The 25,922-nt window shown below is 62.7% G+C and carries 25 protein-coding genes; 11 read left to right on the forward strand and 14 right to left on the reverse strand.

Translation table 11 applies throughout. The features are described from left to right. Nucleotides 1-86 precede the first annotated feature (86 nt). Both F8G81_RS13820 and F8G81_RS13825 read left to right on the forward strand, forming a co-directional pair. Nucleotides 87-1,379, forward strand: coding sequence for a Mur ligase family protein (locus F8G81_RS13820; RefSeq protein WP_267275293.1), 1,293 nt, complete (start codon nucleotides 87-89; stop codon nucleotides 1,377-1,379). Beyond that, a complete protein-coding gene (locus F8G81_RS13825) occupies nucleotides 1,376-2,128 on the forward strand; it encodes a type 1 glutamine amidotransferase (protein ID WP_267275294.1) in 753 nt (250 codons plus the stop codon). The genes F8G81_RS13820 and F8G81_RS13825 overlap by 4 nt, the downstream gene beginning before the upstream one ends. A 14-nt stretch (nucleotides 2,129-2,142) precedes the next feature. Here the strand turns inward: F8G81_RS13825 and F8G81_RS13830 are convergent, their stop codons facing one another. Then, nucleotides 2,143-3,384, reverse strand: a complete 1,242-nt coding sequence (locus F8G81_RS13830; RefSeq protein WP_267275295.1) for a CapA family protein — start codon at nucleotides 3,382-3,384, stop codon at nucleotides 2,143-2,145. Nucleotides 3,385-3,468: 84 nt separating this feature from the next. Here F8G81_RS13830 and F8G81_RS13835 point away from each other — a divergent pair, with 84 nt between their 5' ends. Then, nucleotides 3,469-5,481 (forward strand): M3 family metallopeptidase, encoded by a 2,013-nt coding sequence (locus F8G81_RS13835; RefSeq protein WP_267275296.1) that lies wholly within the window; start codon nucleotides 3,469-3,471, stop codon nucleotides 5,479-5,481. Nucleotides 5,482-5,716: 235 nt separating this feature from the next. Here the strand turns inward: F8G81_RS13835 and pdxS are convergent, their stop codons facing one another. The 6 genes from pdxS to F8G81_RS13865 all read right to left on the reverse strand — a co-directional run bounded on the left by pdxS (nucleotide 5,717) and on the right by F8G81_RS13865 (nucleotide 13,962). Then, nucleotides 5,717-6,643: a pyridoxal 5'-phosphate synthase lyase subunit PdxS gene (gene pdxS / locus F8G81_RS13840; protein ID WP_323809188.1), complete on the reverse strand. Its 927-nt coding sequence runs from the start codon at nucleotides 6,641-6,643 to the stop codon at nucleotides 5,717-5,719. 145 nt (nucleotides 6,644-6,788) lie between these two features. Then, entirely contained in the window at nucleotides 6,789-7,412 is a 624-nt protein-coding gene (gene pgsA, locus F8G81_RS13845; protein ID WP_267275297.1) for a phosphatidylinositol phosphate synthase, read from the reverse strand. Then, nucleotides 7,402-7,989 carry an HIT family protein gene (locus F8G81_RS13850; protein ID WP_267275298.1) on the reverse strand — a complete coding sequence of 196 codons (588 nt, stop codon included), beginning with the start codon at nucleotides 7,987-7,989 and terminating at the stop codon, nucleotides 7,402-7,404. The genes pgsA and F8G81_RS13850 overlap by 11 nt, the downstream gene beginning before the upstream one ends. A 20-nt stretch (nucleotides 7,990-8,009) precedes the next feature. Then, nucleotides 8,010-10,019: a threonine--tRNA ligase gene (gene thrS, locus F8G81_RS13855; protein ID WP_267275299.1), complete on the reverse strand. Its 2,010-nt coding sequence runs from the start codon at nucleotides 10,017-10,019 to the stop codon at nucleotides 8,010-8,012. A 116-nt stretch (nucleotides 10,020-10,135) separates the two neighbouring features. Next, a complete protein-coding gene (locus F8G81_RS13860; RefSeq protein WP_267275300.1) occupies nucleotides 10,136-13,624 on the reverse strand; it encodes a DNA polymerase III subunit alpha in 3,489 nt (1,162 codons plus the stop codon). Continuing rightward, entirely contained in the window at nucleotides 13,621-13,962 is a 342-nt protein-coding gene (locus F8G81_RS13865) for a DUF6504 family protein (protein WP_267275301.1), read from the reverse strand. Before F8G81_RS13865 ends, F8G81_RS13860 begins: the two co-directional genes overlap by 4 nt. A gap of 158 nt (nucleotides 13,963-14,120) precedes the next feature. On the opposite strand from F8G81_RS13865, the gene F8G81_RS13870 reads away from it, so the two are divergent. Further along, the gene (locus F8G81_RS13870) at nucleotides 14,121-14,510 is read left to right on the forward strand and encodes a hypothetical protein (protein WP_267275302.1); all 390 of its coding nucleotides are present in this window, start codon (nucleotides 14,121-14,123) and stop codon (nucleotides 14,508-14,510) included. 60 nt (nucleotides 14,511-14,570) lie between these two features. Here the strand turns inward: F8G81_RS13870 and F8G81_RS13875 are convergent, their stop codons facing one another. Continuing rightward, entirely contained in the window at nucleotides 14,571-14,891 is a 321-nt protein-coding gene (locus tag F8G81_RS13875; protein WP_267275303.1) for a chorismate mutase, read from the reverse strand. A gap of 19 nt (nucleotides 14,892-14,910) precedes the next feature. Between F8G81_RS13875 and F8G81_RS13880 the strand changes: the two genes are divergently transcribed. Further along, nucleotides 14,911-15,333 carry a VOC family protein gene (locus F8G81_RS13880; RefSeq protein WP_267275304.1) on the forward strand — a complete coding sequence of 141 codons (423 nt, stop codon included), beginning with the start codon at nucleotides 14,911-14,913 and terminating at the stop codon, nucleotides 15,331-15,333. Between the two features lie 25 nt (nucleotides 15,334-15,358). On the opposite strand, the gene F8G81_RS13885 is transcribed toward F8G81_RS13880, so the two are convergent. After that, nucleotides 15,359-16,090: an SOS response-associated peptidase gene (locus F8G81_RS13885; protein ID WP_267275305.1), complete on the reverse strand. Its 732-nt coding sequence runs from the start codon at nucleotides 16,088-16,090 to the stop codon at nucleotides 15,359-15,361. Between the two features lie 133 nt (nucleotides 16,091-16,223). Here F8G81_RS13885 and F8G81_RS13890 point away from each other — a divergent pair, with 133 nt between their 5' ends. Beyond that, entirely contained in the window at nucleotides 16,224-16,481 is a 258-nt protein-coding gene (locus F8G81_RS13890) for a mycoredoxin (protein ID WP_214959633.1), read from the forward strand. Nucleotides 16,482-16,519: 38 nt separating this feature from the next. Here the strand turns inward: F8G81_RS13890 and F8G81_RS13895 are convergent, their stop codons facing one another. Beyond that, nucleotides 16,520-18,724, reverse strand: a complete 2,205-nt coding sequence (locus F8G81_RS13895) for an FG-GAP-like repeat-containing protein (protein ID WP_267275306.1) — start codon at nucleotides 18,722-18,724, stop codon at nucleotides 16,520-16,522. Nucleotides 18,725-18,822: 98 nt separating this feature from the next. Continuing rightward, nucleotides 18,823-18,966 (reverse strand): hypothetical protein, encoded by a 144-nt coding sequence (locus F8G81_RS13900; protein WP_267275307.1) that lies wholly within the window; start codon nucleotides 18,964-18,966, stop codon nucleotides 18,823-18,825. Nucleotides 18,967-19,600: 634 nt separating this feature from the next. On the opposite strand from F8G81_RS13900, the gene F8G81_RS13905 reads away from it, so the two are divergent. The 3 genes from F8G81_RS13905 to F8G81_RS13915 all read left to right on the forward strand — a co-directional run bounded on the left by F8G81_RS13905 (nucleotide 19,601) and on the right by F8G81_RS13915 (nucleotide 21,584). Further along, a complete protein-coding gene (locus tag F8G81_RS13905) occupies nucleotides 19,601-20,047 on the forward strand; it encodes a hypothetical protein (protein ID WP_267275308.1) in 447 nt (148 codons plus the stop codon). Nucleotides 20,048-20,141: 94 nt separating this feature from the next. Continuing rightward, nucleotides 20,142-20,951: an alpha/beta fold hydrolase gene (locus F8G81_RS13910; RefSeq protein ID WP_267275309.1), complete on the forward strand. Its 810-nt coding sequence runs from the start codon at nucleotides 20,142-20,144 to the stop codon at nucleotides 20,949-20,951. Nucleotides 20,952-21,005: 54 nt separating this feature from the next. After that, complete coding sequence (locus F8G81_RS13915; RefSeq protein ID WP_267275310.1) at nucleotides 21,006-21,584, forward strand: DinB family protein; 579 nt, start codon at nucleotides 21,006-21,008, stop codon at nucleotides 21,582-21,584. Between the two features lie 12 nt (nucleotides 21,585-21,596). Here the strand turns inward: F8G81_RS13915 and F8G81_RS13920 are convergent, their stop codons facing one another. After that, nucleotides 21,597-22,472, reverse strand: coding sequence for a LysR family transcriptional regulator (locus F8G81_RS13920; RefSeq protein WP_267275311.1), 876 nt, complete (start codon nucleotides 22,470-22,472; stop codon nucleotides 21,597-21,599). 68 nt (nucleotides 22,473-22,540) lie between these two features. On the opposite strand from F8G81_RS13920, the gene F8G81_RS13925 reads away from it, so the two are divergent. Next, entirely contained in the window at nucleotides 22,541-23,473 is a 933-nt protein-coding gene (locus F8G81_RS13925; protein WP_267275312.1) for an EamA family transporter, read from the forward strand. Here the strand turns inward: F8G81_RS13925 and F8G81_RS13930 are convergent. Continuing rightward, on the reverse strand, nucleotides 23,461-24,240 hold the full coding sequence (locus F8G81_RS13930; protein WP_267275313.1) for a lipoate--protein ligase family protein: 780 nt from the start codon (nucleotides 24,238-24,240) through the stop codon (nucleotides 23,461-23,463). The genes F8G81_RS13925 and F8G81_RS13930 overlap by 13 nt on opposite strands. A gap of 37 nt (nucleotides 24,241-24,277) precedes the next feature. Beyond that, nucleotides 24,278-25,081 carry a thioesterase family protein gene (locus F8G81_RS13935; RefSeq protein ID WP_267275314.1) on the reverse strand — a complete coding sequence of 268 codons (804 nt, stop codon included), beginning with the start codon at nucleotides 25,079-25,081 and terminating at the stop codon, nucleotides 24,278-24,280. A 149-nt stretch (nucleotides 25,082-25,230) separates the two neighbouring features. Here F8G81_RS13935 and F8G81_RS13940 point away from each other — a divergent pair, with 149 nt between their 5' ends. After that, nucleotides 25,231-25,908 (forward strand): endonuclease/exonuclease/phosphatase family protein, encoded by a 678-nt coding sequence (locus F8G81_RS13940; RefSeq protein WP_267275315.1) that lies wholly within the window; start codon nucleotides 25,231-25,233, stop codon nucleotides 25,906-25,908. The last annotated feature ends 14 nt before the right edge of the window (nucleotides 25,909-25,922 follow it).

Here is a 25,922-nt window from a genome sequence, read left to right on the forward strand (position 1 = left end):
TCAGCATAATGCCGATGCCGGCCGCATGTTCCGCCCGGACCGTGCGGGGCCAGGTTCCATGCCGCTGCTGGGATATATTACAGAGCATGCTTTACTTCAGTATTCCGCTCGGCAAGCTGGTCCGTCGGGTATCCCGGCTCAGGGGCGGAGGGTCCGCCCTGCCCGGCCTGGTGGTCGAAAAAATCGACCCCGGCTTTATGCAGCGGACGCTCTCAACCCTCCCTCACGGGGTGGCTGTGGTCAGCGGCACCAACGGCAAGACCACCACCACCAAGATGGTGGTGGAACTCCTGGAAAGCCAGGGGCTGAAGGTCTTCACCAACCGCACCGGAAGCAACTTCACCCGTGGCGTGGCTGCTGCCCTGCTGGGAGAGGTGGACTGGCGCGGACGGCTCCAAGCCGACGTCGCGGTCCTGGAACTGGATGAAGCCCACGCCGTCCACTTTGTGAACCGCGTCCCGCCGCGCTACAGCCTCCTGCTGAACGTGCTGCGTGACCAGCTTGACCGCTTCGGTGAGATCGACAAGACAGCCCAGCTCCTGCAGCACGTCGCGGCCAACACCACCGGAACAGTGGTGCTGAACCGTGAAGACCCGCGGGTGGCGCGCATAGCGGATACGCTCACCGGCCAGGAAGTCCGTTACTTCGGCCTGGACGACTCCCTGCTCAGCACTTTTCCCAACGACGACGACATGCGGGCGGCGCCCGGAAGCCCCGCACCCGCCCCGCTCCCCGACAAACCGCCGGCCGACGTCGTGCTCCGCCGGGTGGGGCCGGACAACGCCGATTTTGAGTACGACGGCGTCACGGTCACCACCGCGATGCGGCTCCGCGGGGTCTATAACATCTTCAATGCCGCGGCCGCACTGGCCCTGGCCCGCAGCATCTGCGGAAGCGGCGCCGCCACTGCAGACCACAACACGCTGCTGACCGCGCTGTCGCAGGTGGAACCGGCATTTGGCCGGGGCGAAAGCCTCACCGTTGACGGGCAGCCGCTGGATCTGGTCCTGGTCAAGAACCCCAGCGGCTTCCGCCTTGGCCTGAAGTCGTTCCCGGCAGGCGGCTACGCCACCATGATCGCCATCAACGACAACTATGCCGACGGCAGGGACATGTCCTGGCTCTGGGATGTGGAGTTTGAATCACTCCGCGACGGCGGCGTGGACCAGCTGACCGGATCCCGCGCCTATGACATGGCGTTGCGGCTGCAGTATGACGAAGTGCCGGTCGGCGCCGTGGATCCGGATATAGCACCTGCTCTGGCAGACTTCATCCGGGACGCGAAGGACAGGCCAAAAAGGATATTCTGCACCTATACGGCGATGCTGGCCATCCGCCGCGAGCTGTCCAAAATCACCACCGTGGAGGTTGTCTCATGACTTCCGGACCCAATGGATCACAACCAGGCAGCAAAGGCACCATCCGGGTTGTACTGCTGTACCCACGTGACATGAACATTTACGGAGACTGGGGCAACGCCCTGGTTCTCCGCCAGCGCATCAGCTGGCACGGGTACACCCCCGAGTTGGTGGAATACAACGTCGGGGACCAATTCCCGGATGACGTGGACATCATCGTGGGCGGCGGCGGCCAGGACAGCGGCCAGCTGGTCATCCAGGACGACCTCCAGTCCCGGGCCGGTGTCCTGACGGAACTGGCCGAGGACGGTGCACCCATGCTGGTCATCTGCGGCCTATACCAGCTCTTCGGACGCTTCTTCAAGACACGCACGGGGGCAGTGATTCCGGGGATCGGGGTTCTGGACGTGGAAACGCATGGCACCGATGAACGTCTTATCGGCAACGTCAAAGTCTCCACCAGCGAGTTTGGCGAAGTGCTCGGGTACGAGAACCACAGCGGCCAGACCACCTTGGGCCCTGGCGTTCGGCCGCTGGGAACCGTGCCCAAGGGAATGGGAAACAACAGCAGCGACGGCCACGAAGGCGCCCGCTACCGCAACATTGTGGCAAGCTACCTGCACGGCTCCCTCCTGCCCAAGAACCCTGCGATCGCCGATTTCCTGATCAGGACGGCCGCGGAACGCAAGTACGGCACTTTCATCCCTGGCAGCCCGGATGACCGCTACTCGGTGCTGGCCCGCGAGCACGCCGCCCGCCGGCCCCGCTGAGGCAACTGTTTCCTTTAGCGCTCCTGCGTGATGAGGAGTTCGTGCGCGCCGGCAGCGGCAGCGCCCATGGAGTTCACTACGGTGGCGGTCCGCTGCCTGGTGGCTGCATCTGCTTCCGGTGACGCGCACGTGCCCTGCGGCGCGTCGGAGGCTACCGGGCACCAGCGGTAGGGGTCCCGGACAATCACTGACGGCACCCAGGCCAGGTCTGCGGCCGACCATTTACCCGACGCGTCCTGGCTGAATTGTGCCCGCACAAGGAGCCCTTCGTTGTTGACCACGTACCAGGGCGAGAGTTCTGTCACGCCGTTCCCCAGGCCATACACAATCCAGGTGCCTTTGTAGTTTTCGATGGGCAGCACGGAATGTGTGTGGTGCCCGTAGATCATGGTGAACTGTCCGCTGTCCACCAACGCATGGGCAACTTCCTGCTGCTGGGCGTTCGCTTCACTGGCGTACTCATCACCGGCGTGCATGGCTCCAAGCACGATGTCCGCGCCCATTGCCCTCGCCTTTTGGGCTTTGGCGATCATGGTTGGCGCATCAAGCATGTCCACCTGCCAGGCGTAGTCCGGGTACTGGCCGTTGAGCCCGTACGTCGCCTCGACGATGGCGATCTTCGCGGCCTTGGTCTGCATGATCAGGATTCCCTGGGACTCAGCTTCCGTGCGGTAGGAACCAGTGTGCTTCAAGCCCGCGGCGTCCAGGGCGTCAAGCGTGCGGAGCAGGCCGTCCGTGCCCCGGTCGATCGTGTGGTTGCTGGCCGTGGTGCAGGCCTGGTATCCGACGGCTTTGGCGGCGGTGATGATTTGGGGTGGAACGTTGAAGGACGGGTAGGCGGAAAATGGCCCCTCCGGACCGGCCACGGGTGTCTCCTGGTGGCAGATGGCGAGGTCGCTGGCCTGGATGTACCTGCGCTGACCCTCCAGCAACGGAACGAAGTCCAGGCCGGGCTTCCCTGCCGCCGCGGCATCCGCCGTGGCCTGCTGCCAGAGCTGGGTGTGCACCAGCATGTCGCCTGTCATCAGTACCGATGTGCACCGGATCGTGGGGCAGGGCGGCCCTTCACCCGGGGTGGGGGTAGGAGTTGGCGTGGGTGACGGTGTGGGGCTTGCCTGGACCGGAGCCGGGCCGGCTGACGTTGAGGGAGTGTTTTGCTCCGCCACCAGGCCGCAGCCCGCCAGCACCGCCGTGAACACAGCAGCAAAAACCGCGGCGCGAACGCGGACAGCACCAGTGGCAAGCAAGTTCCCCATAGGCCACATTCTAGATTCCGACCCTCCAGAATGACGCGCATTTGGAGCATTGAGAAGCGTGCCGTGCTGTGAAAGGTTTACTTCATGACAAATACCCTCCTGACCTCCAGCACGCTTCCCTACGGGCTGCCGCCGTTCGCCGACATCCACTCCGGGCATTATGCCGAAGCCGTCGACGCCGGCCTGGCGGAACATCTCGAAGAGATCCGGGCCATCGTGGACAACCCGGAGCCGGCGACCTTCCGGAACACCGCCGAGGCCATGGAGCGCGCGGGACAGCTCCTCAACCGGGCCTCTGCCTCCTTTTTCACGCTGGTGTCGGCAGATGCGTCCGACGAAATCCGCGATCTTGAAACAGGGCTGTCCCCGCGCTTCTCTGCGCACCAGGACGAAGTGTTCCTCAACCGCCGGCTCTTTGACCGGTTCGCCGCGATTGACACAGCGGACTGCGATCCCGAGTCCGCCCGGCTGGTGGAGGATTACCTGAAGGAATTCCGGCAGTCCGGCATCCAACTGGACGGCCCTGCCCAGGAGCGGCTGAAAGCGGTGAACGCAGAGCTGTCACGCCTGGGCACCGAATTCGGCCAGCGCGTGAAGGAGGGGATGAAATCCGCGGCGCTGCTGCTGGACAGCGAAGCCGAGCTGGCCGGCCTGCCGGCTGATGATATCGCCACTGCGGCGGAAGCTGCCCGCGCCGCCGGCCATCCAGGAAAGTTCCTGCTCACACTGATCCAGCCCACCAACCAGCCGGCCATTGCCTCGCTTGAGAACCGGGACATCCGCCGTCGGCTGTTTGAAGCCTCCGTCAGCAGGGGAAGCGACGGCGGGAGCTTTGATGTCCTGGAACTGGTCCGGTCGCTGGCGGAACTCCGTGCCGAAAAGGCCGCCCTGCTCGGGTTTGCCAACTACGCGGAACTGGAAGTGGACCGGCAGACCGCTCCCGACTTTGAAGCGGTCCAGGCCATGCTGAACAGGCTGGCACCGGCAGCAGTTCGGAATGCTGACGCCGAAGCGGCGGCCCTTGCGGAGATCGCCGGCCATGCGTTGGAGCCCTGGGATTGGGCCTTCTACTCTGCCAAGGTCCGCCGGGAGCAATACGCCGTCGATGAGCAGGGCCTCCGGCCGTATTTTGAGCTGGACCGCGTGCTCCAGGACGGCGTGTTCCATGCGGCTACATCGCTATATGGGATTACCTTCCACGAACGGAATGACCTTGCGGGCTACCACCCGGACGTCCGCGTCTGGGAGGTCCGGAACGAGGACGGCAGCGGTCTGGGGCTGTTCCTGGGTGACTATTACACCCGGGAGTCCAAGCGGGGCGGGGCCTGGATGAATTCGCTGGTTGAACAGTCCGGCCTGCTGGGTACCCAGGCTGTGGTCATCAACAACCTGAACATTTCCAAGCCGCCTTCCGGAGAACCCACGCTGCTGACGCTGGACGAGCTGCGCACCACTTTCCACGAGTTCGGCCATGCGCTCCACGGCCTGTTCTCCAACGTAGGGTATCCGCGCTTCTCCGGGACTTCAGTCCCCCGGGACTTCGTGGAGTACCCTTCCCAGGTCAACGAGATGTGGATCCTCTGGCCTGAAGTGCTGGGGAATTATGCCCGGCACCATGCCACGGGCGAACCGCTGCCGCAGGACGTCGTGGACAGGCTCAACGAGTCCCGGCTCTGGGGCGAAGGGTTCGCCACTACCGAATATCTGGGTGCAGCGCTGTTGGATCTTGCATGGCACGTGCTGGACAGTAACGGGATCCCTGAGGACGTCCTGGCGTTCGAAGCCAAATCGCTGGCCGCAGCCGGAGTGGCCCATGCCCTGATCCCGCCACGGTACCGGTCGGGGTACTTCCAGCACATCTTCGCCGGGGCCGGCTACGCGGCAGGCTACTACTCCTATATCTGGAGCGAAGTCCTGGACGCGGAAACGGTCGATTGGTTCACGGAGAACGGCGGCCTGACCCGTGCCAACGGAGAGCGCTTCCGCCAGGAGCTGCTGTCCCGCGGCAACAGCCGGGACCCACTGGAGTCGTTCCGCAGCCTTCGAGGCCGCGAAGCCAACCTGGAACCCCTGCTAAAGCGCCGCGGCCTGGAGTAGCCCAGCCCCGCCCCACTTAAAGAAGTACGACGCCGGTCCCCCACCAACAAGGGTGAGGAACCGGCGTCGTACTTCAGAAGCAAACGCCCTTTGGCGAGGGGCGGTGTTATCCGGCAGCGCGCGTAAAAGGGGCCCCGCGCCGCAAGCAGCTACTTAGCTGCCGACAACGCGCGGGGAATAGCGCGCCGAGGATGACGCCGTCCGGCGCCCCCAAGGCGACTAAAGAGGGCGGAAGTTACCAGCCGCGCTCGGCGAGGCGGTGCGGCTGCGGGATCTCGTCGACGTTGATGCCCACCATGGCTTCGCCCAGGCCACGGGAGGCCTTGGCGATAACGTCCGGGTCATCGAAGAAGGTGGTGGCCTTCACGACGGCGGCGGCGCGCTGGGCCGGGTTGCCGGACTTGAAGATGCCGGAGCCGACGAACACGCCGTCGGCGCCGAGCTGCATCATCATCGCCGCGTCCGCAGGGGTGGCGATGCCGCCGGCGGTGAACAGCACCACCGGAAGCTTGCCCGTGAGCGCTACTTCCTTGACCAGTTCATACGGGGCCTGCAGTTCCTTCGCGGCAACGTACAGCTCATCCTCGGGCAGCGAGGAAAGCCTGCGCAGCTCGGCACGGATCTGGCGCATGTGCGTGGTGGCGTTGGAAACGTCACCGGTGCCGGCCTCGCCCTTGGACCGGATCATCGCCGCGCCCTCGTTGATCCGGCGCAGCGCCTCACCAAGGTTGGTGGCACCACAGACGAAGGGAACGGTGAATTCCCACTTGTCGATGTGGTTGGCGTAGTCGGCCGGGGTCAGGACCTCGGACTCGTCAATGTAGTCAACGCCCAGGGACTGCAGGATCTGCGCCTCAACAAAGTGGCCGATCCTGGCCTTGGCCATGACCGGCACGGACACGGCCTCGATGATCTTGTCGATCATGTCCGGATCCGACATCCGGGACACGCCGCCCTGGGCGCGGATATCAGCCGGCACGCGTTCCAGCGCCATCACTGCAACGGCACCGGCGTCTTCGGCGATGCGGGCCTGCTCGACGTTGACGACGTCCATGATGACGCCGCCCTTGAGCATCTCGGCCATGCCGCGCTTGACGCGCTTGCTGCCCGTGACGCTGTTCGCGGACGAACCGGCTTCGCTGCTTACATCAGGTGTAGACACAAAAACCCCTATGGGTAGATAGATGACCTTCGCCGGGCGTGAAAGCGGCATCAAGCTGCCGAAATGAACACGCTCCGGGTTGCCGGATCCATTGACCGGGCAGTTCCAATACTAGTCCCACGGCGGCCAGAGGGCTTAATCACGCCTAATCCGAGGGGGCACTCTCGGCCAGGGCCTGGCGGTGGACTCCCACTATCCGCTGCACCACCGTGACCAGGCTGGCCACGGCCAGCAGGCCCAACGTCACCAACAGCACGACACTTGGCAGGCCGAGGCCCGTAAATCCTGTAACAACCAGGACCGAGACGAGCCTTTCAGCCCGTTCGGCAATACCAACGTTGGCCGTGAACCCCAGCGATTCTGCCTTGGCCCTGGCGTAGGAAACCACCATGCCAAGGACCAGGCAGATCACGGCCGCGGCGCCAATGGCGAAATCGGCGCCACCCGTAAAGAACCAGATGGACAGGCCGGCAAACAGGGCACCGTCTGCGATCCTGTCCAACGTGGAGTCCAGGAAGTTGCCCCATCGGCCCCCGGAGTCGCGCATCCTTGCCATGATGCCGTCCAGCACATCGGAAAAGACGAAGGCGGTGATGAACAGGGTCCCCCACCACAGCTGGCCCAGTGGGTAAAAGACCAGGGCCCCAACCACCACTCCGGCTGTTCCAACCACCGTGACCGCATCAGCAGAGACGCCGATTTTCAGCAGCCAGCGGGCAAGCGGAGTGAACAGAGCGGTAAAAAAGCCGCGTGCGTGCCTATTCAGCATCCGTCTCCCCGGGCCAGGCCTGGGCAACCTGCTGGCGGACCTCATCCAGCGTCTGGGTGATTGCCTTGGTCTGGGCGATGATGGGGAAGAAGTTGCCGTCCCCGCCCCACCGCGGAACGATGTGCTGGTGCAGGTGGGCGGCGATTCCTGCGCCGCCCACGACACCCTGGTTCATGCCGATATTGAAGCCGCCGGGGTTAGCCACTTTGCGCAGGACCTTCATGGCCGTCTGGGTCAGCTCGGCGAATTCCCCGGTCTCCTCGAGCGTAAGGTCCGTGTAGTCGGGAACGTGGCGGTAGGGGCAGACCAGCAGGTGGCCGGGATTGTAGGGGAACAGGTTTAGCACGACATAGCAGGTTTTCCCGCGGTAAACGATGAGGGCTTCCTCGTCGGACCGGCTGGGCCCTACGCAGAACGGGCAGTCGTTCTGGTCCTTGAACTGGTGCTGGCCGCCCTTGATGTAGGCCATCCGGTGCGGAGTCCACAGGCGCTGGAAAGCATCCGGAACGCCGGCGAGATCAAAATCGTCGGTGACGCCGGCATCCCCTGGATACCCCGCCGCTGTGTTCTCCTGCACCGTCTCTGTGTCCGTTTCCGCTAGCTGGTCCGGTTACGGACGGCTTCTGTGATCCGCTTGACCGCTTCGGCCACCGGCACGCCGTTGTCCTGGCTGCCGTCGCGGAAACGGAAGGACACTGCTCCGGCGTCGGCGTCGTCACCGCCGGCGATCAGGACAAACGGGATTTTGTCCTTGCTTGCCGTGCGGATCTTCTTGGGGAACCTGTCCGAGGAGATGTCCACCTCGGCGCGGATGCCCGCCGCCTTAAGCTGACCGACGACGTCGAACATGTAGTCATTGAAGGTCTCGGCCACCGGAATGCCCACTACCTGCACCGGGGCAAGCCAGGCGGGGAACGCTCCGGCATAGTGTTCGGTGAGGACACCCATAAAGCGCTCGATCGAGCCGAAAAGAGCGCGGTGGATCATCACGGGACGCTGACGTGTGCCGTCAGCCGCCTGGAACTCCAGCTCGAACCGTTCCGGGAGGTTGAAGTCCAGCTGGATGGTGGACATCTGCCAGGTGCGGCCCAGGGCGTCCTTGGCCTGCACGGAGATCTTCGGGCCGTAGAACGCAGCTCCGCCCGGATCCGGCACCAGTTCAAGGCCCGATTCCTGCGCGACTTCGGCGAGAGTATTGGTGGCTTCTTCCCAGGCGGCGTCGTCACCCACGTACTTTTCGGGGTCCTTGGTGGACAGCTCGAGGTAGAAGTCGTTCAGGCCGTAGTCCTGGAGCAGGCCCAGCACGAAGTTCAGGGTCTTGGTGAGCTCGTCCTTCATCTGCTCGCGGGTGCAGTAGATGTGGGCGTCGTCCTGGGTCATACCCCGGACACGCGTGAGTCCGTGGACCACACCGGACTTTTCGTACCGGTAGACGGAACCAAATTCGAAGAGCCGCAGGGGCAGCTCACGGTAGGAACGGCCGCGGGAGCGGAAGATCAGGTTGTGCATGGGGCAGTTCATCGGCTTCAGGTAGTAGTCCTGTGCCGGCTTGCGAACGGTTCCGTCAGCGTTGAGTTCCTCATCAACCCGCATGGGCGGGAACATGCCGTCCTTGTACCAGTCAAGGTGGCCAGAAACCTCATACAGGTGGCCCTTGGTGATGTGCGGTGTGTAGACGAACTCGTACCCGGCGTCGACGTGGCGCTGCCGCGAGTAGTCCTCCATCTCCTTGCGGATGATGCCGCCCTTGGGGTGGAAGACGGGCAGGCCGGAGCCCAGTTCGTCCGGGAAGGAGAACAGGTCCAGCTCCACGCCGAGCTTGCGGTGATCGCGCCGTTCCGCTTCCGCAATGCGTTCCTGATAGGCCTTCAGCTCGTCCTTCGTGGGCCAGGCGGTGCCGTAGATGCGCTGCAGCTGCTGGTTTTTCTGGTTGCCCAGCCAGTAAGCGGAGGAGGAACGGGTCAGTGCGAACGCATTGGAAATGAGTTTGGTGTTGGGCAGGTGTGGGCCGCGGCAGAGATCGCACCAGACGCTGTCACCGCTTTTCCGGTCCACGTTGTCGTAGATGGTGATGTCCCCGGCACCGACCTCGACGTTGACCCCTTCGCCGGCTTCGGCGGCGTCGTTCTTTTTGCCCAGCAGTTCCAGCTTGTAGGGCTCGTTCTTCATGGCCTCACGGGCCTCGTCCTCGCTTACCACGCGGCGGACGAACTTCTGGTTCTGGTTGACGATCTTGAGCATCATCTTTTCGAGGGTCTTGAGGTCCTCGGGGGTGAACGGCTCAGCGACATCGAAGTCGAAGTAGAAACCGTCAGTGATGTATGGTCCGATGCCCAGCTTGGCATCCGGGCGCAGCTGCTGGACAGCCTGGGCCATGACGTGGGCCGTGGAGTGGCGGAGCACGTTCAGTCCGTCGGGGGAACCAATGGTGACGGCCTGGATCTCTGCACCTTCGGGCAGTTCCTGGTCCAGGTCCTTCAACTCGCCGTTGACACGGGCAACAACGACGTCGCGACGCTCAAAGAAGAGTTCCGCCCCGGTTGTCCCGGTAGTCACCTTGGTCTCTTCGCCATCGACGATGAGGGTGATCTGCTGGGCATCTGACACGGGTGTCTCCTATTCAAAGTTAAGGCTTCATAGCTTGTGGCATACGGGGACCACAGCCAGCCACCGTCAATGCTATCGGTTTCCAGAGAGGCCGACCAACGGGACGCGCGGCCCGCTCAGCCGCCCATCCCGGTAATGGCAAGGCTGCGGCTGATTCCGTCCAATGGATGCGGAATGTCGGTGGTCTCCGGACTGGACTGCGGGAAAGGCAGGGTTTCAACCCGGCTCAGGTCCCAGGCCATGCTGGCACTCAGGCTGATTCCCCGCGGACCGGTCCGCCGGGTGGTTCCCCGGATCAGGAGCAGCCTGGTCCCGAACAGCAGCAGTCCGGCCTGTTCCTGCGCCTCATGGAAGAAGACGGAGTCGACGCAGCCCGTGCCGTCGTCGATGCTGATAAAAACAACCCGCCGGCCACCGCGCATGGGCGGTGTCTGGGTGGCGATTCGCACTCCGGCCACCAGCACTTCAGTTCCGTTGCGCAGGCCCAGCAGTTTATCCGCCGTGGTGACGCCGAGCCTGTCCAGCATGGGCCGGTGGCTGTCCATCAAGTGCCCGCTGACATCAATGGCCATCAGATCAAGCTCCGCGCGCACGTTGTCCACCAGCGTGGGTGCGGGCAGGCCCGGTTTGACGTTCCGCAGTTCCACGTCCCCCAGGGGCAGGGCCAGCTGGCCCTCGATGACCTCGATACCCTTGCGGGAAGCACCCGTGGATTGAAGCTTTTGGAGGTGGTGGACAAGGTCTGCGCGGTTGGCGCTCCCGCCGGACTCCAGGTGCAGGGAATCAAAGGCGCCAAGCTGGGCCAGCCTCCTGATGCTTGGTTTGCTCAGCCGGGACCGTGCCCTGAGGTCCGCCAGGGAATCATAGGGCTGGCCGGCAACGATCCGTTTGAGTTCAGCCCCGGATACGCCGTAGATCCCTTTGAGGCTCAGCCTGATCCCCAGCTTGCCCCGGTCCGGCCCTTCGATGACCCGTTCTACCCTGTATTCCGCCTGGCTGCGGTTGATGTCCAACGGCAGTATGGGGATGCCCAGCCTGCGTGCCTCTGCCACCAGGAGGCGTTTGGGGTACATGCCCGGATCGTGCTCCCACAACCCGGCCAGGAAAGCCTCGGGGTGGTGGGCCTTTAGCCAGGCAGACTGGTAGGTGGGCACGGCGAACGCCGCTCCGTGCGCCTTGCAGAAACCGAAACTTCCAAAGGATTTCAGGGTTCCCCAGACTTTATCCACGACCTCCGGGGTATACCCGTTGGCGCGGGCTTCCCGGCGGAAGAATTCCTCCACTTGAGGTTCAAGGGCCTCGTTGCCCAGTGCGCGGCGGAATTCGTCGGCCCGGGCCAGGCCGCAGCGTGTCATGACATCAAAGGTCTTCAGGATCTGTTCGTGGAAAACGGTGACCCCGTGCGTTTCCTGAAGCACGGGTTTCAGGTCAGGATGCGGATAGACCTCCGGCGCGAACCCGTGCCGGTGCTCCAGGAACGGCCGCACCATGTCCGACTTCATGGGTCCTGGCCGGAAAAGTGAAATATCGATGATGAGGTCGTTGAAGTCGCGCGGCGCCATCTTGCCCACCAGCTCACGCTGGCCAGGGGATTCGATCTGGAAACAGCCCAGCGTATGTGTGCTGCGGATCAGCTCATACGTGGGCTCATCATCAAGGGGCACGGCGTTGAGGTTAATGTGGCCATTCTCGGCAATGTAGTCAGGCCCGGAACCATCAGGGCCGGAGGGGTGGGCACCGGCGGCGACCACCTCAGCCTTGGAAGGGTGGATCCGGATGACTTCCCTGACTGCAAAGGCCATGGCACTCTGCATCCTGACCCCCAGGACATCGAGCTTGAGCATGCCCATGGGATCCATGTCGTGTTTGTCGAACTGGCTCATGGGCAGCCCCAGCCCGCTGGGCTGGACAGGGGTCCGGTCAAGCAGGGTGGCGTCGCCCAGGATCACTCCGCAGGGGTGCATGGAAATATGGCGGGGCAGCCGGTCCAGCCGCTCAGTGAGGTCCACGAGCAGGTCCAGTTGCTGGTTTTCGGCAAATCCCCGTTGTTCCACCCGCCCGGCGAACTCCCGAAGTTCTGGCTTCTCGGCGAGCGCCTCGCGGAACTTCCGGGCAGAAAAGCGCCACAGCTGTTTGGCGATCTCCCCCACATCGCCGTCATCCATGCCCAGCGCCATCCCCGCATCACGGACCGCACCGCGGGCACGGTATCCGTTCTGCATGCTCATGAGCGTGACGCGCTCGGCGCCAAAGCGGTCAAAGATCTTCCGGTAGACGTTGTGCCGCTCAGCGCTTTCGACGTCGATATCAATGTCTGGAAGGGTGCCCCTGTCACGGGACAGGAACCGTTCGAAGACGAGGTCGTGCTGGAGGGGGTTCACCTGGCTGATATCAATCAGGTAATTGACCAGGCTTGAAGCGCCCGACCCGCGGGCCGCCGCCCTGACCCCCATATCCAGGATCATCCTGGACACCTCAGCCACTGTGAGGAAGTAGGAGGAGAAACCAAGGTTCTGGATGATCCCCAGTTCATGATCGAGGCGATGGCGCATCTCATGTTCGGCAGTACCGGAAATTCCCGGGAACCGCTGTCCGATCCCGGCCTCACACCGCTGGACAAGTTCAACCTGGGGGTCCTGGTCTATGCCGATGATTGATGTTTCGGGCACCACCGGCTGCTTCCAGCCCATATCCGTCACCGGGTCAATCCGGCACAGGTCGGCGAGCGCCTCGGTCTGTGTCATCAGCTGTTTGAGGTCAGCAGCGCCGTACCCTGCGGCGTGGATGATCTCCCTGGCCAGCAGGAGCATCTGCCCTGATGTTTTCAGCCAGCCCTGGCCGTTGGGCTGGAGCAGGGGTTCGGCGGCCAGCTCAGGAAGGGACTTGAGGGTCCGAGCAGAATCCAGCACGTCAGCCGTGGCGGCGCCATCCTCGGCGCAGTACCGTACAGCATTAGTGATAACGGCCGGAACGTGGTGCTCCTCTGCGAGTTTGAGCATTCGTACTGCATGGGCGGTACTCAACGGTGAGCCGGGGGCGCTGAGCTGGGAGACAACCTCGGCCACTATTGTTCCTGCCGGCATGGCGTCCAGCCAGCGTTTAAAAAGTGTGCGAGGACGCAGGTAACGCCGTCCGCCGATGGCCAGTCCGACGTCGGAATCGGGTCCGATCAGGACCGTGAGTACTGGCTTGAGGGTCAGTGGGTCCAAGGTCCGGGATGCGAGCTCTGCCCGGGTGACTGCCACCGGCACCACTCCCCCGGCTTTTCCGGAAGTGCGGGCATGGGCATCCGAGACCAGCCGGCACAATGCCCGGTAGCCCGCTCCCCGGTTGTTTCCGCGGGCGAGCACCACTACCCGGCCAGCAACCTGGGTGCGGTGGTCCCCGTCGTCATCAAGGACCGCAAGGTCAACACCCACAATGGGGTCTATCCCGGCAGCCATGCAGGCTTTGAGGTGTTTGATGGTGCCGTACAGGCCGTCCCTGTCCGTGCAGGCGAGCGCAGTGGCACCATCTGCGGCGGCAACCTGGGCAAGCTCATCAGGCCAGGAAACGCCGTAGTGGGCGCTGAAGGCGGTGGAAACGTGGAGGTGCGTAAAAGTCATGCTGTTCTGGGCTGGATTCCGTGATGGATCCGCAGCAGCCTCCAGCGGCCGCTGCCGACATGCCTGGTCAGATCAAGGGTGAGGGGCTCAGCGGGAGTGCTGCCGCCCGAACCATTGGGGGTGTCTGCAGCCAGGACCTGGACCCGCCAAATTTCATGGTCCACCAGGCCTGGCCCGCTTCCCAGCGGCGCACGCTTTTCCTCCGCCCACCACTGCCTGCGTTCGTACCACCGCACAGGTTCCGCGCACACCGTGTATTGCCGCCCGGCCCATTGAAGCTGCAGCGGCTGGCCTGAAGGGGTGCAGACAACGTCAACGGATTCGCTGAACATGCCCATTGCGCCTCCCTGGAAACGGAGCTGTCACCTGACTGTAAATTACTCAGCCAATGACAGCTGTTCGAATACATATTCGAACAATTCAAGTCTACGCCGGTGCCCAGACAAAACCTAGACAGGGGTGGACGGACGGGGCAGCAGGGGAGCAGGATGGTGCCATGACCACCAATGACGCACTCCTCAAGCACGTAAGCATCAAGGCCCAAGACTCCACGCTTGTGGCCACTTTTGATATAGACGGCAATATCCCGGGATCGGGTGCTTATGTGGTGGGGCTCATGGCGGCCGATCCCGACTATTCATCACAAAGACGGCTCGGCATAGAGTTCATGAACGGGGAGGCTATAGCCTGCTACTCGTTCAGCCATGACCAGGGCATCGAAGAGAACTATGATCTCAGTGGTGTCACCCACTCCGGCAACACCATCACCGGCAGCTTTCCCCTGGCCGTTATCCATGGGCTGGGCAAGGGCCACGTTATGTCAGCCTTCAGCGAGGCCGACGGGCGGGAGTTCCAGTCCGGAGTCCCCGTTGAGGAAGCGATCTAGGGAAGCACTCTAAAGCGACTGAAGCCTCCCGGGAGCGCAGAGACGCCCCCAGGGTCAGCTTCAGCTGTTTCCTTTGTGGACCTTCATTTCGAGTTCGATGAAGCCCGTGATCATGGCACGGTACGTCGATTCCACAATGTCAGGATCAATGTCCTTCTTTTCCGCGGCTAAACGGACGTGTTCGATGATCCTCTCGACCCGGCCGGGAGCGCGCACTTCTGCGTCGTCCCCCTTCAGGGTCCCTGCGATCCGTATCAGGCGTTCCCGACGGGCAATCAGGCCCACGATCTGCTCGTCCACTTCATCGACTGCTATGCGGACTGCGGCAAGCTGTTCCTTGTCCGCCAAAGCATCTTTGTCGCTTCCTTGAGTTATCTCCATCACATGACAGTATCGAAGCATGCAGCCAAGAGTCGACTTCATCTCACTGGGTGTCCGCAGCGTCGCGGAGTCCCGCCGCTTTTATGTGGAAGGACTCGGCTGGCCGGTCCGTAAGGAAATTCCGGGTGATGTGCTGTTTATCCAGGTTAACCACGGGCTGACGCTGTCCCTTTGGGATGCCGGGCAAATGCAGGCGGAGGCGGGGGTGAGTCCTCCGGGGCCGGTCCCCCACATCACCCTCAGCCACAACCTGGCCAGCCCTGAGGACGTGGACCGCGTCATGGCCGAGGCAGCTGCTGCCGGTGCCGTCATCGTTGCGGAGCCAGTTACACAGCCATGGGGCGGGTACAGCGGCTATTTCGCCGATCCGGATGGGTTCCGCTGGGAGGTTGCCTACAACCCCACCTGGTCAGTGGACGACGCCGGCAGCGTCACCATCTAGGGCAAGTCACCGTTCATGGGTGGTACTAGAACAGTGCCTCCACGGGCCGGATGAGCTCCGGCGAGTTGTGGCGCACGTTTCCCACGTCCCGGCCTACAGACTCCACGTGCCAGTCGGCAGCGACGCCCTTCACCCCGGCGCGGACCAGGTCCACCAGGGCAGCGGGGTCCTGGGCGTGCGGGTCGAGCCAGGATTCCATGGTGGCCGCGTCCATCGGGATCGGCACCCGGTCATGCAGGGCGGTGAGCTTGCCGAATACTGTTGACTCGGCCCCGGGCGGCGGGGTATCCGCGGTCAGGATGGAGGTGGAGAGCATCCACCGGCCTGGCTCCCCTTCCGCCTTGGACGGATCCTTCCACCATTCGTACAACCCGGCAAACACCAGCCCCGCACTGTTTCCGGGGTGCACGTAATACGGTTGCTTCGCCTTGCCTGCGCCCTGCTTCCATTCGTAATAGCCGTCAGCAGGAACGGCGCAGCGTCTGGATTTCATCGCTTTACGGAATGCCGGCTTTTCCAGCACTGTCTCGCTCCGGGCGTTGATCATCCTGGCTCCGATGCCGGGATCCTTCGCCCACGACGGAACCAGCCCCCAGCGTGCCACGTGCAGCTGCCGAACCGGCCCGCCGTCGATGAGCCGCTCCAGGACGATGGGCACATCATCGGTTGGCGCCACGTTCCAGGAGGGAGGGAGGTGCACCTCTTCCTCCAGCCCGGCATCAAACTCCGCCAGCAGGTCCCCCACGGCACGTGCCATTACATAGCGTCCACACATGGCTCCAGCATGCCATGGCCCCCGGCACTGTCATACGCCGGCGCGGGCGCGGGGAATAGCGGCGGGCAGGATACCGTTGATGGGAATGAACCCCTTCAACGCATAGGAGAACTCTGTGGACTTCACCCCCGAATCCGGCACCATCACCATGTTTTCCACCACCTGGTGCGGCTACTGCAACCGGCTCAAGAAGCAGCTGGACGCGCAGGGCATCGGCTACACGGAAATCAACATCGAGGAAGTCGATGGGACAGCCGAACTCGTGGAGCAGATTAACGGCGGCAACCGCACCGTGCCCACCGTGCTTTTCCCGGACGGCACAGCAGCCACCAACCCGTCAGCTGCCGAAGTCAAAAGCCGTCTCGCCGCATAGACGGCTTATGAAACTGCTCGATGACCATGGTCATGCTGCTAAATGATCATGGTCATGACGTTCCAGCCGGAGCCGACCAACGTGCGTGGTAGCCACCCGCCGGAGCCGTTGCCCGGGTAAAGCCACAGGGCTCCGCCGGCGTCGCGGGCCAGAATATCCACGTTGCCGTCCCCGTTGAAGTCGGCCGGTCCCACGATCGCCGTCATGACGTTCCAGCCGGAGCCCACTGCATAACCCGCGCCGGCCACGGAGACTCCATTGCCCGTATAGAGGTATAGGGTGCCCCCAGTGTCGCGGGCAAGGAGATCCTCCAAGCCGTCACCGCTGAAGTCGCCCGGGCCTACCATCGCAGTCATGATGTTCCAGCCGGAACCAATGATGCTCTGGCTAAACCACCCGCCTCGCCCATCGCCCCGGTAGTGCAACAGCTGACCGTCCGAGTCCCGGGCCACGACGTCGGCTCTTCCATCACGGTCCAGATCGCCAATGGCTGTGATTTCCTTCATGACGTTCCATCCCGAACCAGCTTGGACCCTGGCAATCCAGCCACCGTTACCGTTTCCGGCATACAACCACAGAATTCCGCTCGAGTCGCGGGCCAACAGATCGGAATTGCCGTCACCATTGAAATCGCCGGGAGCTATGACCGAGGTCATAACGTTCCAGCCCTGCCCCACTTGCACCCGCGCTTGCCAACCACCGACGCCATTTCCGGGGTACAGCCACAAGGTGCCATCACCATCTCGGGAAAGGACGTCGGGGTTCCCATCACTGTTAAAGTCGTGAGTCAATGGGCCGGGGGCGATGGTGATCGTTTGAGTCGGGCTGATGGCGTCAGGACTGTAACCGTTGCTGACCGAGACGCGGAATGAAAAGGTCCCGGCGGTTGTGGGGACTCCTGCCAGTAAACCATTCGCTCCAAGTGATAAGCCGGGCGGCAGCGAACCATTGGTCACTATGAAACTCGGAGTAAGGGATCCTGTCGCCTTGAACAGGTGTTCATAACGGACACCCACCTTGCCAGGTGGCGGTGGCACAGCGGCCGAGAGTGTCGGGGCCATGCTCTTGCCGTCGACAACGACGATCCCGCTGATCCGATCTTCAGACCCGGACAAGGAGCGAACGTAGATCCTGTTCCTTTTCGAATCCACGGCCATTGGGCCGGGATAGCCAGACACCTGGAGGAGGCCCGAGGCGTTGGTTGCACCGTCGAAGACCCTAAGGTTCCTTCCGTAGTATTCAGCTACGTAGACCTTGCTGGTTGCCTCATTCACGGCAAGGGTGGCTGGGAAGTCTCCAGTTGGAACGGTTACCAAAGTGTTGGAGCCGGCGTCCAGAATCGTCATGCTGAAATAGTTCAGAGCATAGACCTTGTTGTTCGTGCGGTTTACAACCACTTCCTGAGGGTTGGTGTCATTGCCTGTTGGGATGCTTTGGACCGAGTGGGTAGCGCCATCAATGGCTACTATCGTCTGCGCTTTAGGGCAGGTCACATACACCGTGTTTGTGGTGTCGTTGGTTGCCAAACCATGAGTGCCCGAGCAAACGGGGACGGTAGTAATGGCGTTTGTAGCCCCGTCCAGGACCGTCACATGATTGCCGAGAGGGGGAACACTGTAGATTTTGTTGGTCTTCTCATTGACAGCGACAGACTTGTCGCTGAAGGGTTGAGAGGAACCCACCGCTGGGAAGGACGTCGCTACATCGGTGGCGCCCTCAATGACAGTAAGACCGTTAGGGCCGCCATTTTTGACGTACACCTTGTTGGTTACCTCGTTGACAACTATCGCAGAGGGATTGCCGAGCAGGGGCACCGTCTTGGTAGTACCGGCGGCGGCGTCGATGACGCTCACTGAGGAAGCACCGGAATTCGCAACGTAGATCTTATTCGTGATCTCGTTCACGGCCAGTTGGCGTGGCCTTGTTCCGACTGGAATGGTCTTTACTGACTTTGTGGCCATGTCTACTGCGGTCAACATGTTGAACCGTTCGCTGGTGACATAGAGCGTGTTCGTCGTTTCGTTCACTGCCAGCGCGTATGGCGTCTGGCTGTCAATGCGGTCTGCAATCATGTCCGCATGTGCGCGTACGGGAGCGATGCCGACCAGAACCGTCGCGGCTATGGCCGCAGCAGCCAGAACGGCAGAGATTCGGTAGCCAAAACTACGGGAAGACGACGTGGAAAAACCCTGACGAGCCAAAGGCTCAACCCCCAAAAATCCAGCGCGCGACCATCGCAGCAATCAGCGAAGTTTACAGCCAGCAGCCCGGGGCCTATCAACAAGCCACAATATTTCGCGTCGGGAGAGAGAAGCGCCTTCTATCTGAGCCGTCCTGCACGTCACGACAAGCGCCGGAACTCCCCCGACGGCAGCTGGACATGCAGCGGCAGGACCATCTGGAAATGAGTCACGCCAACCGGTTCACTGAGCAGTTCGTTGATCGAGCTCTGCCCCTCCAGTTCACCGGATGCGTCTCTTTCCATGTATCCGACCCTATGTGCCCGTCGGTGCCCTGAATCCCAAGACACGCAATTGGGCTTCAGCGAGCACGCGGCAGCATGGAGGATGGCATACTCAGCGCATGCCTAGGCTTGAGCGAGACCGGGATCTGGCCCCCACGACGGCCAGATCCGAATCCGCTGTTGTTCTTTCCGCTCCTGGCTGGGGCGTCCGCGATCTTTGTTTTCAGCAGCTTTTACTTCAACCCCACAGCCTTCCTGTTGCCGCTGGTCCCGCTGATGCGGCTTGCCTACCCTGACTACCGGTCACGCCGCCTGCAGGCGACCGTAGAAATTCTCCTGTCCTTGGCTGTTTTTGTTATCGCAGGTATTCAACCTGCTCCGGAGGGCTCTTGGTCCTCTCCGTATAACTACGCCGGTGGAGCCGCCACAGCGGGACTTTTCCTGGCTTGGCGGGCAGGCCGTGCTCCCTTATCCAAGCTAGGGGGACATACTGAATGTTGACCAGGCGGGCGGCAACGAGTCTGGATGACATCAATGACGGGGGATCATGATGAAGTACGCACGCACCTTAGCCGCAGTGGCAATGTTGCTCGGGTTTGCTATGTCCGGGTGTCAGACCACAGGAGGGTCACACACGGCGGGATCTCCCGCTGCTGTGCCCAGCGGGTCACCGTCCGAGTTCACCGTGATCATCCAGGCAGCTGTCGAGGACCGCAACGGCACCGTACTCGACACACCTCCAGCTCCGCGCCTGGCAGATGAGCAGGCAACGGAAGCCTACCTGACCAAGCGCGCACGGGATCTGCCTGCGGTGACGCGGTCGAAGGCCGGATTCAAGTCATCTGGTTTCTGGTACACGTCCTTTTCTACGAAGGTAACCGTTGAATCCGTCAATGTGAGCGGGTCGGAGGCGATCATCCAATTCACGGAATTGACGGAGGAATACCTCGCGTCGACTGCGAATGGCCCGAGCAACGTCCCGTCCAGCTACTCGTTACCGCAGACCGCGAGGTTCCGGACATCCAAGGATGGCTGGCAGTTGGACCGCATCGCCCCCTCCAAGCCTGGGTTCGGGTTGCCGATGTCCATAGTTGTGGATTGATGACTGGAGTTGGACGCACGCCTTGTGGAGTCGAGGCACCCTTTACCGTCCGCGTAGTGTTGTCAGGCTTGGTTACGGATGCCAATATACGTAGGTGGGCGCAGTTACGGTGTCCGGCCTCAAAGTCACCTACCGGCGTGCGGGATCGGGCGATCCCCTCGTCCTTCTCCATGGCGGCTTTGGATTCGACAGCCGATCCTGGGGCCCGCAGCTCGACGCCCTCGATGACGAGTTCGATGTCGTCGCCTGGGATGCTCCAGGCTGCGGGGGATCCGACGATCCGCCCGAGTCTTTTTCCATGGAACAGTACGCCGACAGCCTGGCCGAGTTTACAAAGGCTCTCAACCTGACTCGCCCGCACATCCTTGGGCTGTCGTTCGGCGGCGCGCTTGCCCTGGCGCTCTATGCACGACGCCGGACCCTGCCCAGAAGCCTGATCCTGGCCGGAGCGTACGCAGGCTGGGCCGGCTCCCTGCCAGCCGACGAGGTGCAGCGGCGCGTCAAGTTGATCAGTGAGGACGTCACGCAGCCTCCCGACGACTGGCTGCCTAAGTACCTGCCGGGCATGCTCACCGAGTCTGCACCGCGAGAAATGGCCGAACGGACACTCGCACTTATGTCCGGTATCCACCCCCGTGCCAGTTTGACCATGCTCCGAGCAATGGCGAATGCCGATCTGCGCGGCATCCTCCCTGATATCGACGTCCCGACGCTGGTGCTGCATGGCGAACGCGACGCTCGATCTCCGCTGGCGGTCGGGAAAGAACTACACACGAAAATACCTGCATCGAAGCTCGTCGTACTCCCCGGCGTCGGACACCTGAGCAACATAGAGGCCGCCGACGCCTTCAATTCCGAGGTGAGGACGTTCCTGCGTTCGCTCAGCAGCCCCATCCGACCTTGACCATCTGCGCGTCTGGCTCCATTGCCTGTGGCGCTTTGGGGCAGAGTGGTCCTTATGGATCAAAAAGCTGACCTGCTTGGATACCTTCGCCTTCGAAGGGCGGACCTTCTCGCGAAACTTGATGGCCTTGGGGAGTACGATATTCGCCGGCCTATGACGCCCACGGGCACCAATCTCCTTGGCTTGGTGAAGCACGTCGGCGGTGTGCAATTGGAATACTTCAGTGGAGTATTCGGGAGGCCGCATAACCGGGACCTTCCCTGGCTAACTGGAGACTCGGATGTTGATGCCGATATGTGGGCCACGGCAGATGAGAGTCGGGCAGATATCCTCGACTTCTACGGCTTCTCTTGCCGGCATAGCGACGCGACGATAGAGCAACTCACTTTGGATTCTTTGGGTGAAGTAAGTTGGTGGACGCCCGAACGCCGCAGCGTAACCCTGCATCAGATCCTGGTCCACATGTGCGTTGAGGCAGCGCGGCACGCCGGGCATGCCGACATCCTGCGAGAGTTGATCGACGGCACAGTGGGCAACGGTCCCCAAGATCCCAATCTGCCGGGCCGCACCTCAGAAGAATGGGCTGCCTTTCGAACTCAGATCGAGACGGCAGCACGCGAGGCAGGGGGCTAGGGCCTCCTGCATTCACATCGTCTCAGCCGTGCCGTCAGGGCCGAACGTTTTCCGGGCAAGCCTGGTGAAATCTGCGGCAAGGGCTGAAGGATCGCCACGCCGAGAGACAAGGAACACCGAGATTGACGGGGCATCACGGACGAGCCGGTACACGACGCCCGGCCGCGGATTCTGCGCTGCGGTGGCCTCTGAGGACATCCCGATGGCTTGCCCGGTGGAGATAAGCATCAGCCATTCATCGACGCCTTGCACCTGGCGCAGCGATGCCGGCCGCGCCGATCCTGTCCAGAGGTCTTCCGTGGTAGTTCCGGTGCGCAGGTCGACGGCCAGCGTACGCCCGGCGAAGTCTGCCATCCGGAGGAAACGCCTCCGCGCCAGTGGATCCTCTGCGGCCACGGCCGCATAGCGGCCTTCCTCGCCGATGAATGTGGCAGCAAAGCGGTTATCACTGATCGGACGCCGAACGATAGCAACGTCAGAGGAGCCGTCCTCCAACCCTCCCGATGCGGCATATGTCTGGACCCACACCAGGCTCACATCCGGGTGGGTCAGTGCCCATTCCCGTTGCAGGGCTGCGGTCCGGGCACCCAGCGCCGACCATGCATACCCTATTTTCAGTTCACTGTTTTGATCCCTGGCTGCACGTTCAAGGAGCGCGATCTCGGACAGGACGCGCCGGGCGTGTTCAATGATCCGTTCCCCGGCAGGAGTGGGTGTGATGCTGCGCGTTGTCCTTTGCAGAATGCGCACACCCAGCGCCCGTTCCAGCGCCGCAACGGACCGGGACACCGCGGCCTGTGACGTTCCGAGGTCGATGGCGGCGTCGGTGAACGTTTGGGCTTCCACTACCGCCACCAGAGCACGAAGGTACCGCAGTTCTACATCCATACGCTCATCGTATAAAAAGCCCATCAAATGCATTTCTTATCCGCGGTCCGGGCCGGGAAACTTCGGTTATGGAAGCTCAGCCACTACACGGTACGGCCCAGGAACACCAAGGCCAGGCGATTCACCGGTCCAGCTCGTCGATTACCCGTGGTGTCCTCGGCATGACAGGAAGCGGGCTCAGCAATCAGATTGGCGCCGGGATCGGTGCACATGCCTTTCCCGTCATCGGACCGGCGGGCGTTGTGGCCGTTCGGCAGTTTGTGGCTGCCGCGATACTCCTCCCCGTTGCCCGCCCGGCCTTCCATCGGTTCACCTGGCAGCAATGGTGGCCCATACTCCTGCTGGGAGTGGCCACCGCACTGATGAACATTTGCCTTTATGTTGCCATCGACCGAATCGGGCTGGGGCTTGCCGTCACCCTGGAGTTCCTTGGACCATTGGCCGTTGCGCTACTGGCCTCAAGGAGCCGTTGGGATCTGGTCTGTGGGCTCAGTGCCGGCATGGGTGTGTATGTTCTCGTCATGCCCGGTCCCAGCAGTGACTTCGTCGGTGTTGGCATCGGCCTGGCCGCCGCCGTTTGCTGGGCAGCGTACATCCTCTTGAACAGAGTCGCCGGGCAGCGGCTGCCAGGTCTGCAGGCTCCTGCCGCGGGGACACTGGTATCCCTGGTTTTCTACCTTCCCGTGGCTGGCTATCTCCTAATGCAAGGAGTGTTTACCGGTCCCGCGCTTCTGTACGCCGTCGCGGCCGGAGTCCTTTGCTCGGTAATTCCCTATGCCGCCGATCTCGTCGCACTCCGCCACGTGCCTGCCGGATTCTTCGGCGTCTTCATGAGCATCAACCCCATCCTCGCCGCACTCTCAGGAACGGTAATACTGGGACAGGTCCTCGTACTCCACCAATGGGTGGGCATAGGGATGATCGTTGCCGCGAACGCCGTGGCTATCTGGCTGGCAGGGCGCAGAACCGGGACTGTCGGGCCCCCGGTTCAAGCGTCCTGAAAATAATTGCCGAACTCGGCATACCGGAGCGAGGCGTGCCTGGCATAGGTGGCAAGGACGGCGTCCTCAATGGCGGGGACGTCCAGGCCCGGAACAAGGTCGTTGACCGCCCCGGCCGTTGCGGGATCCCAGTCAAGGCCAAGGGCGGCGTAACTGTCAGTCAGCACTGCGCGGATGGGGGCAGAATCCTCCACCACGATCACCGAACTGAACAGCCACCCGCCGGCCACCACCCGCTGTGCCGTGCCTATGAGCTTCACCTGATGGGCGCCGTCGTCCGGATCAGTGCCGTGGACGCTGAACTCCCCGGGGCAGTACTCCCCCGGGATTTCGCCGACGGCGGCCTGGACTCCTGCGTCCCGCAGGGCCTGCGCCAGCAGTTCGCCAAAGAAACTGAACCTGCCCTTGGAACCGGCAATCGCGTCGGTGTGGGGCTCCACGTGATCTACCACCAGGGTCCCCTGGTGGTACGCCGCGGCACGACCGCCGGCTTTGCGGACCAACGGTTCAAACCCATGATCCCGGCACGCCCGGGCGGCGGCTTCGAAGCCGGGCAGACGGGTGTCCCGTTGACCGAATGCCACGGTTGGTTTGGGACGGTACAGCCTCAGGGTCGGACCGATGCGGCCGGTCTTTGCCATGCCAAGCACGTCAAGCCCGAACTCAAGGTCCTGTGCCGCCCCGAGCGAGTGCTCCTGCCGCACCACCGTGAGGGCAAGGGGTCCGCGCTCGGCGTCCTGCATGGGGCTGAACTCCCTGATGGTCATAGTGTTCCTTGTCAATGGATGGTTGCTGCGGGCAGCGTCACGATCTGCGCAGCGTCAGAATCTGTTCCGCACGCCCAAAGGGTCCCTGAAGATCGTGCAGGACCGTGGACGTGAGGCCGATCCCGTCCGCGCCGAAGGTGACCGCGTTGTCCAGTCCCAGCCACTCGCCGTCGGGCCTGCGATACATGTGAATCTGCAGGTCCAGATTGGGGAAGGCGTAGCTGTCCTTGCCGGGCGGGACCCGGGCGGCAATGCCGTTGGCGGTGTCCACCATGCCCATCAGCCGGGCGAGGTCGCCGCTGTCGTCCTGATCTGTGAGCGGGTGTTCGGTGCGCAGCCAGACCTTGCCGGCTCCTGGCCGGTGGCCTTCCGCCACACGCATCTCCAGTGAGCGGATGTAGCCGCCGGGCCAGACGCTCGCGCCGTCGTACGGCTTGCATTCGTCCGGTCCCTGAATGGCAGAATCCTCGACGGCGGCAACGGCGCTCGTGTCACTGGTAATCATCCGCCAGCCGGTGGCGCGGATGGCAACACGGCCGTTGGCGACGAGCTCGGCCTGGAGGAGCTCGATGGTGCGTCCGGGGCGGAGGGTGGTGGTTTCGATCTGGAATTCTCCGCCGGGAATGAGTCCCAGGATCTCGTAGCTCAGCCGGGCCAGCCGCATGTCCCCGCGGGGGTGGTGTCGTTCCAGGACGTCCGCCATCAGTCCGGAGGCGGGCGCCATGTGCTGTTCGTGCTCGTTCCACGCCCCCTGGGCATGGATGGTGGAGCGGAAACGGCCGCCGCCAAGCGCCTGGTAGTAGAAGTTGCCTTCGGCAAGTTCGGGCAGTTCTTTGGTCAAGGTTGGCCCTCCGGAGTTGAGTGAATCGTGAATAACTCTAGCCGGGGATGGCAGCGGACGCGGCGAAATGTTGCCGTTCCCGGACCGTCGTCTGGGTAGACTCAGGAACTGGTCCTGTCAGCAGCCCTCGAAAAAGAGGTGTTCCACCGATGCGCGTCATCAGCTACAACCTTCGCAAGCACAAAGCGAGCGGCGAGCTTCTCGCGCTCGCCCGAAATTTCGAGATCGATGCCTTGTGCCTGCAAGAGGTGGATTCCAGCGACCTGCCGGAAACCCTCGGGCCGCTGCACCTGGCTGATACCACCAAGGGAAACCGCCTTGGTCTCGCCATCTACTACCGCACCAGCCGCTTCACGGCCTTGGATACCCAGTCCTTTGCGCTGAAGAAGTCCATGCATGACAGGGTGCTTGCGCCGGCGCACGAGCGCCTCATCGGCACCAGGGTGGTGGACAACGAGACGGAGCACGAACTGGTGATCGGTTCCTTCCATGCCGCACCGCTGACCGCCTCCAATTCGCTGCGGCGGAAGCAGATCCACGCCGCCCATGCGGAACTCCTGACCATGGGCAGCGGCCTGATGACACTGATGGTTGGCGACTTCAACTATCCGTTCTTTACCAAGAACCTCCATGCCCACATGAAGGACTCCGGATACGCGCTGTCCCTCAGTGACCGCCGGACGTACACGCGCTACAAGGTGTTCCGGGGCCACTTCGACTTCGCCACATCCCTGGGACTGGACATCGGAAACGTGGAAACCCTGCCGCGGGGCAAGTCCGATCACCTGCCGATTCTGGTAACGGCCGAGTACGGCAAGGACTACTGATGGCCCGGGCTTTT

Source organism: Arthrobacter sp. CDRTa11, assembly GCF_026427775.1.
Taxonomy (GTDB): domain Bacteria; phylum Actinomycetota; class Actinomycetes; order Actinomycetales; family Micrococcaceae; genus Arthrobacter.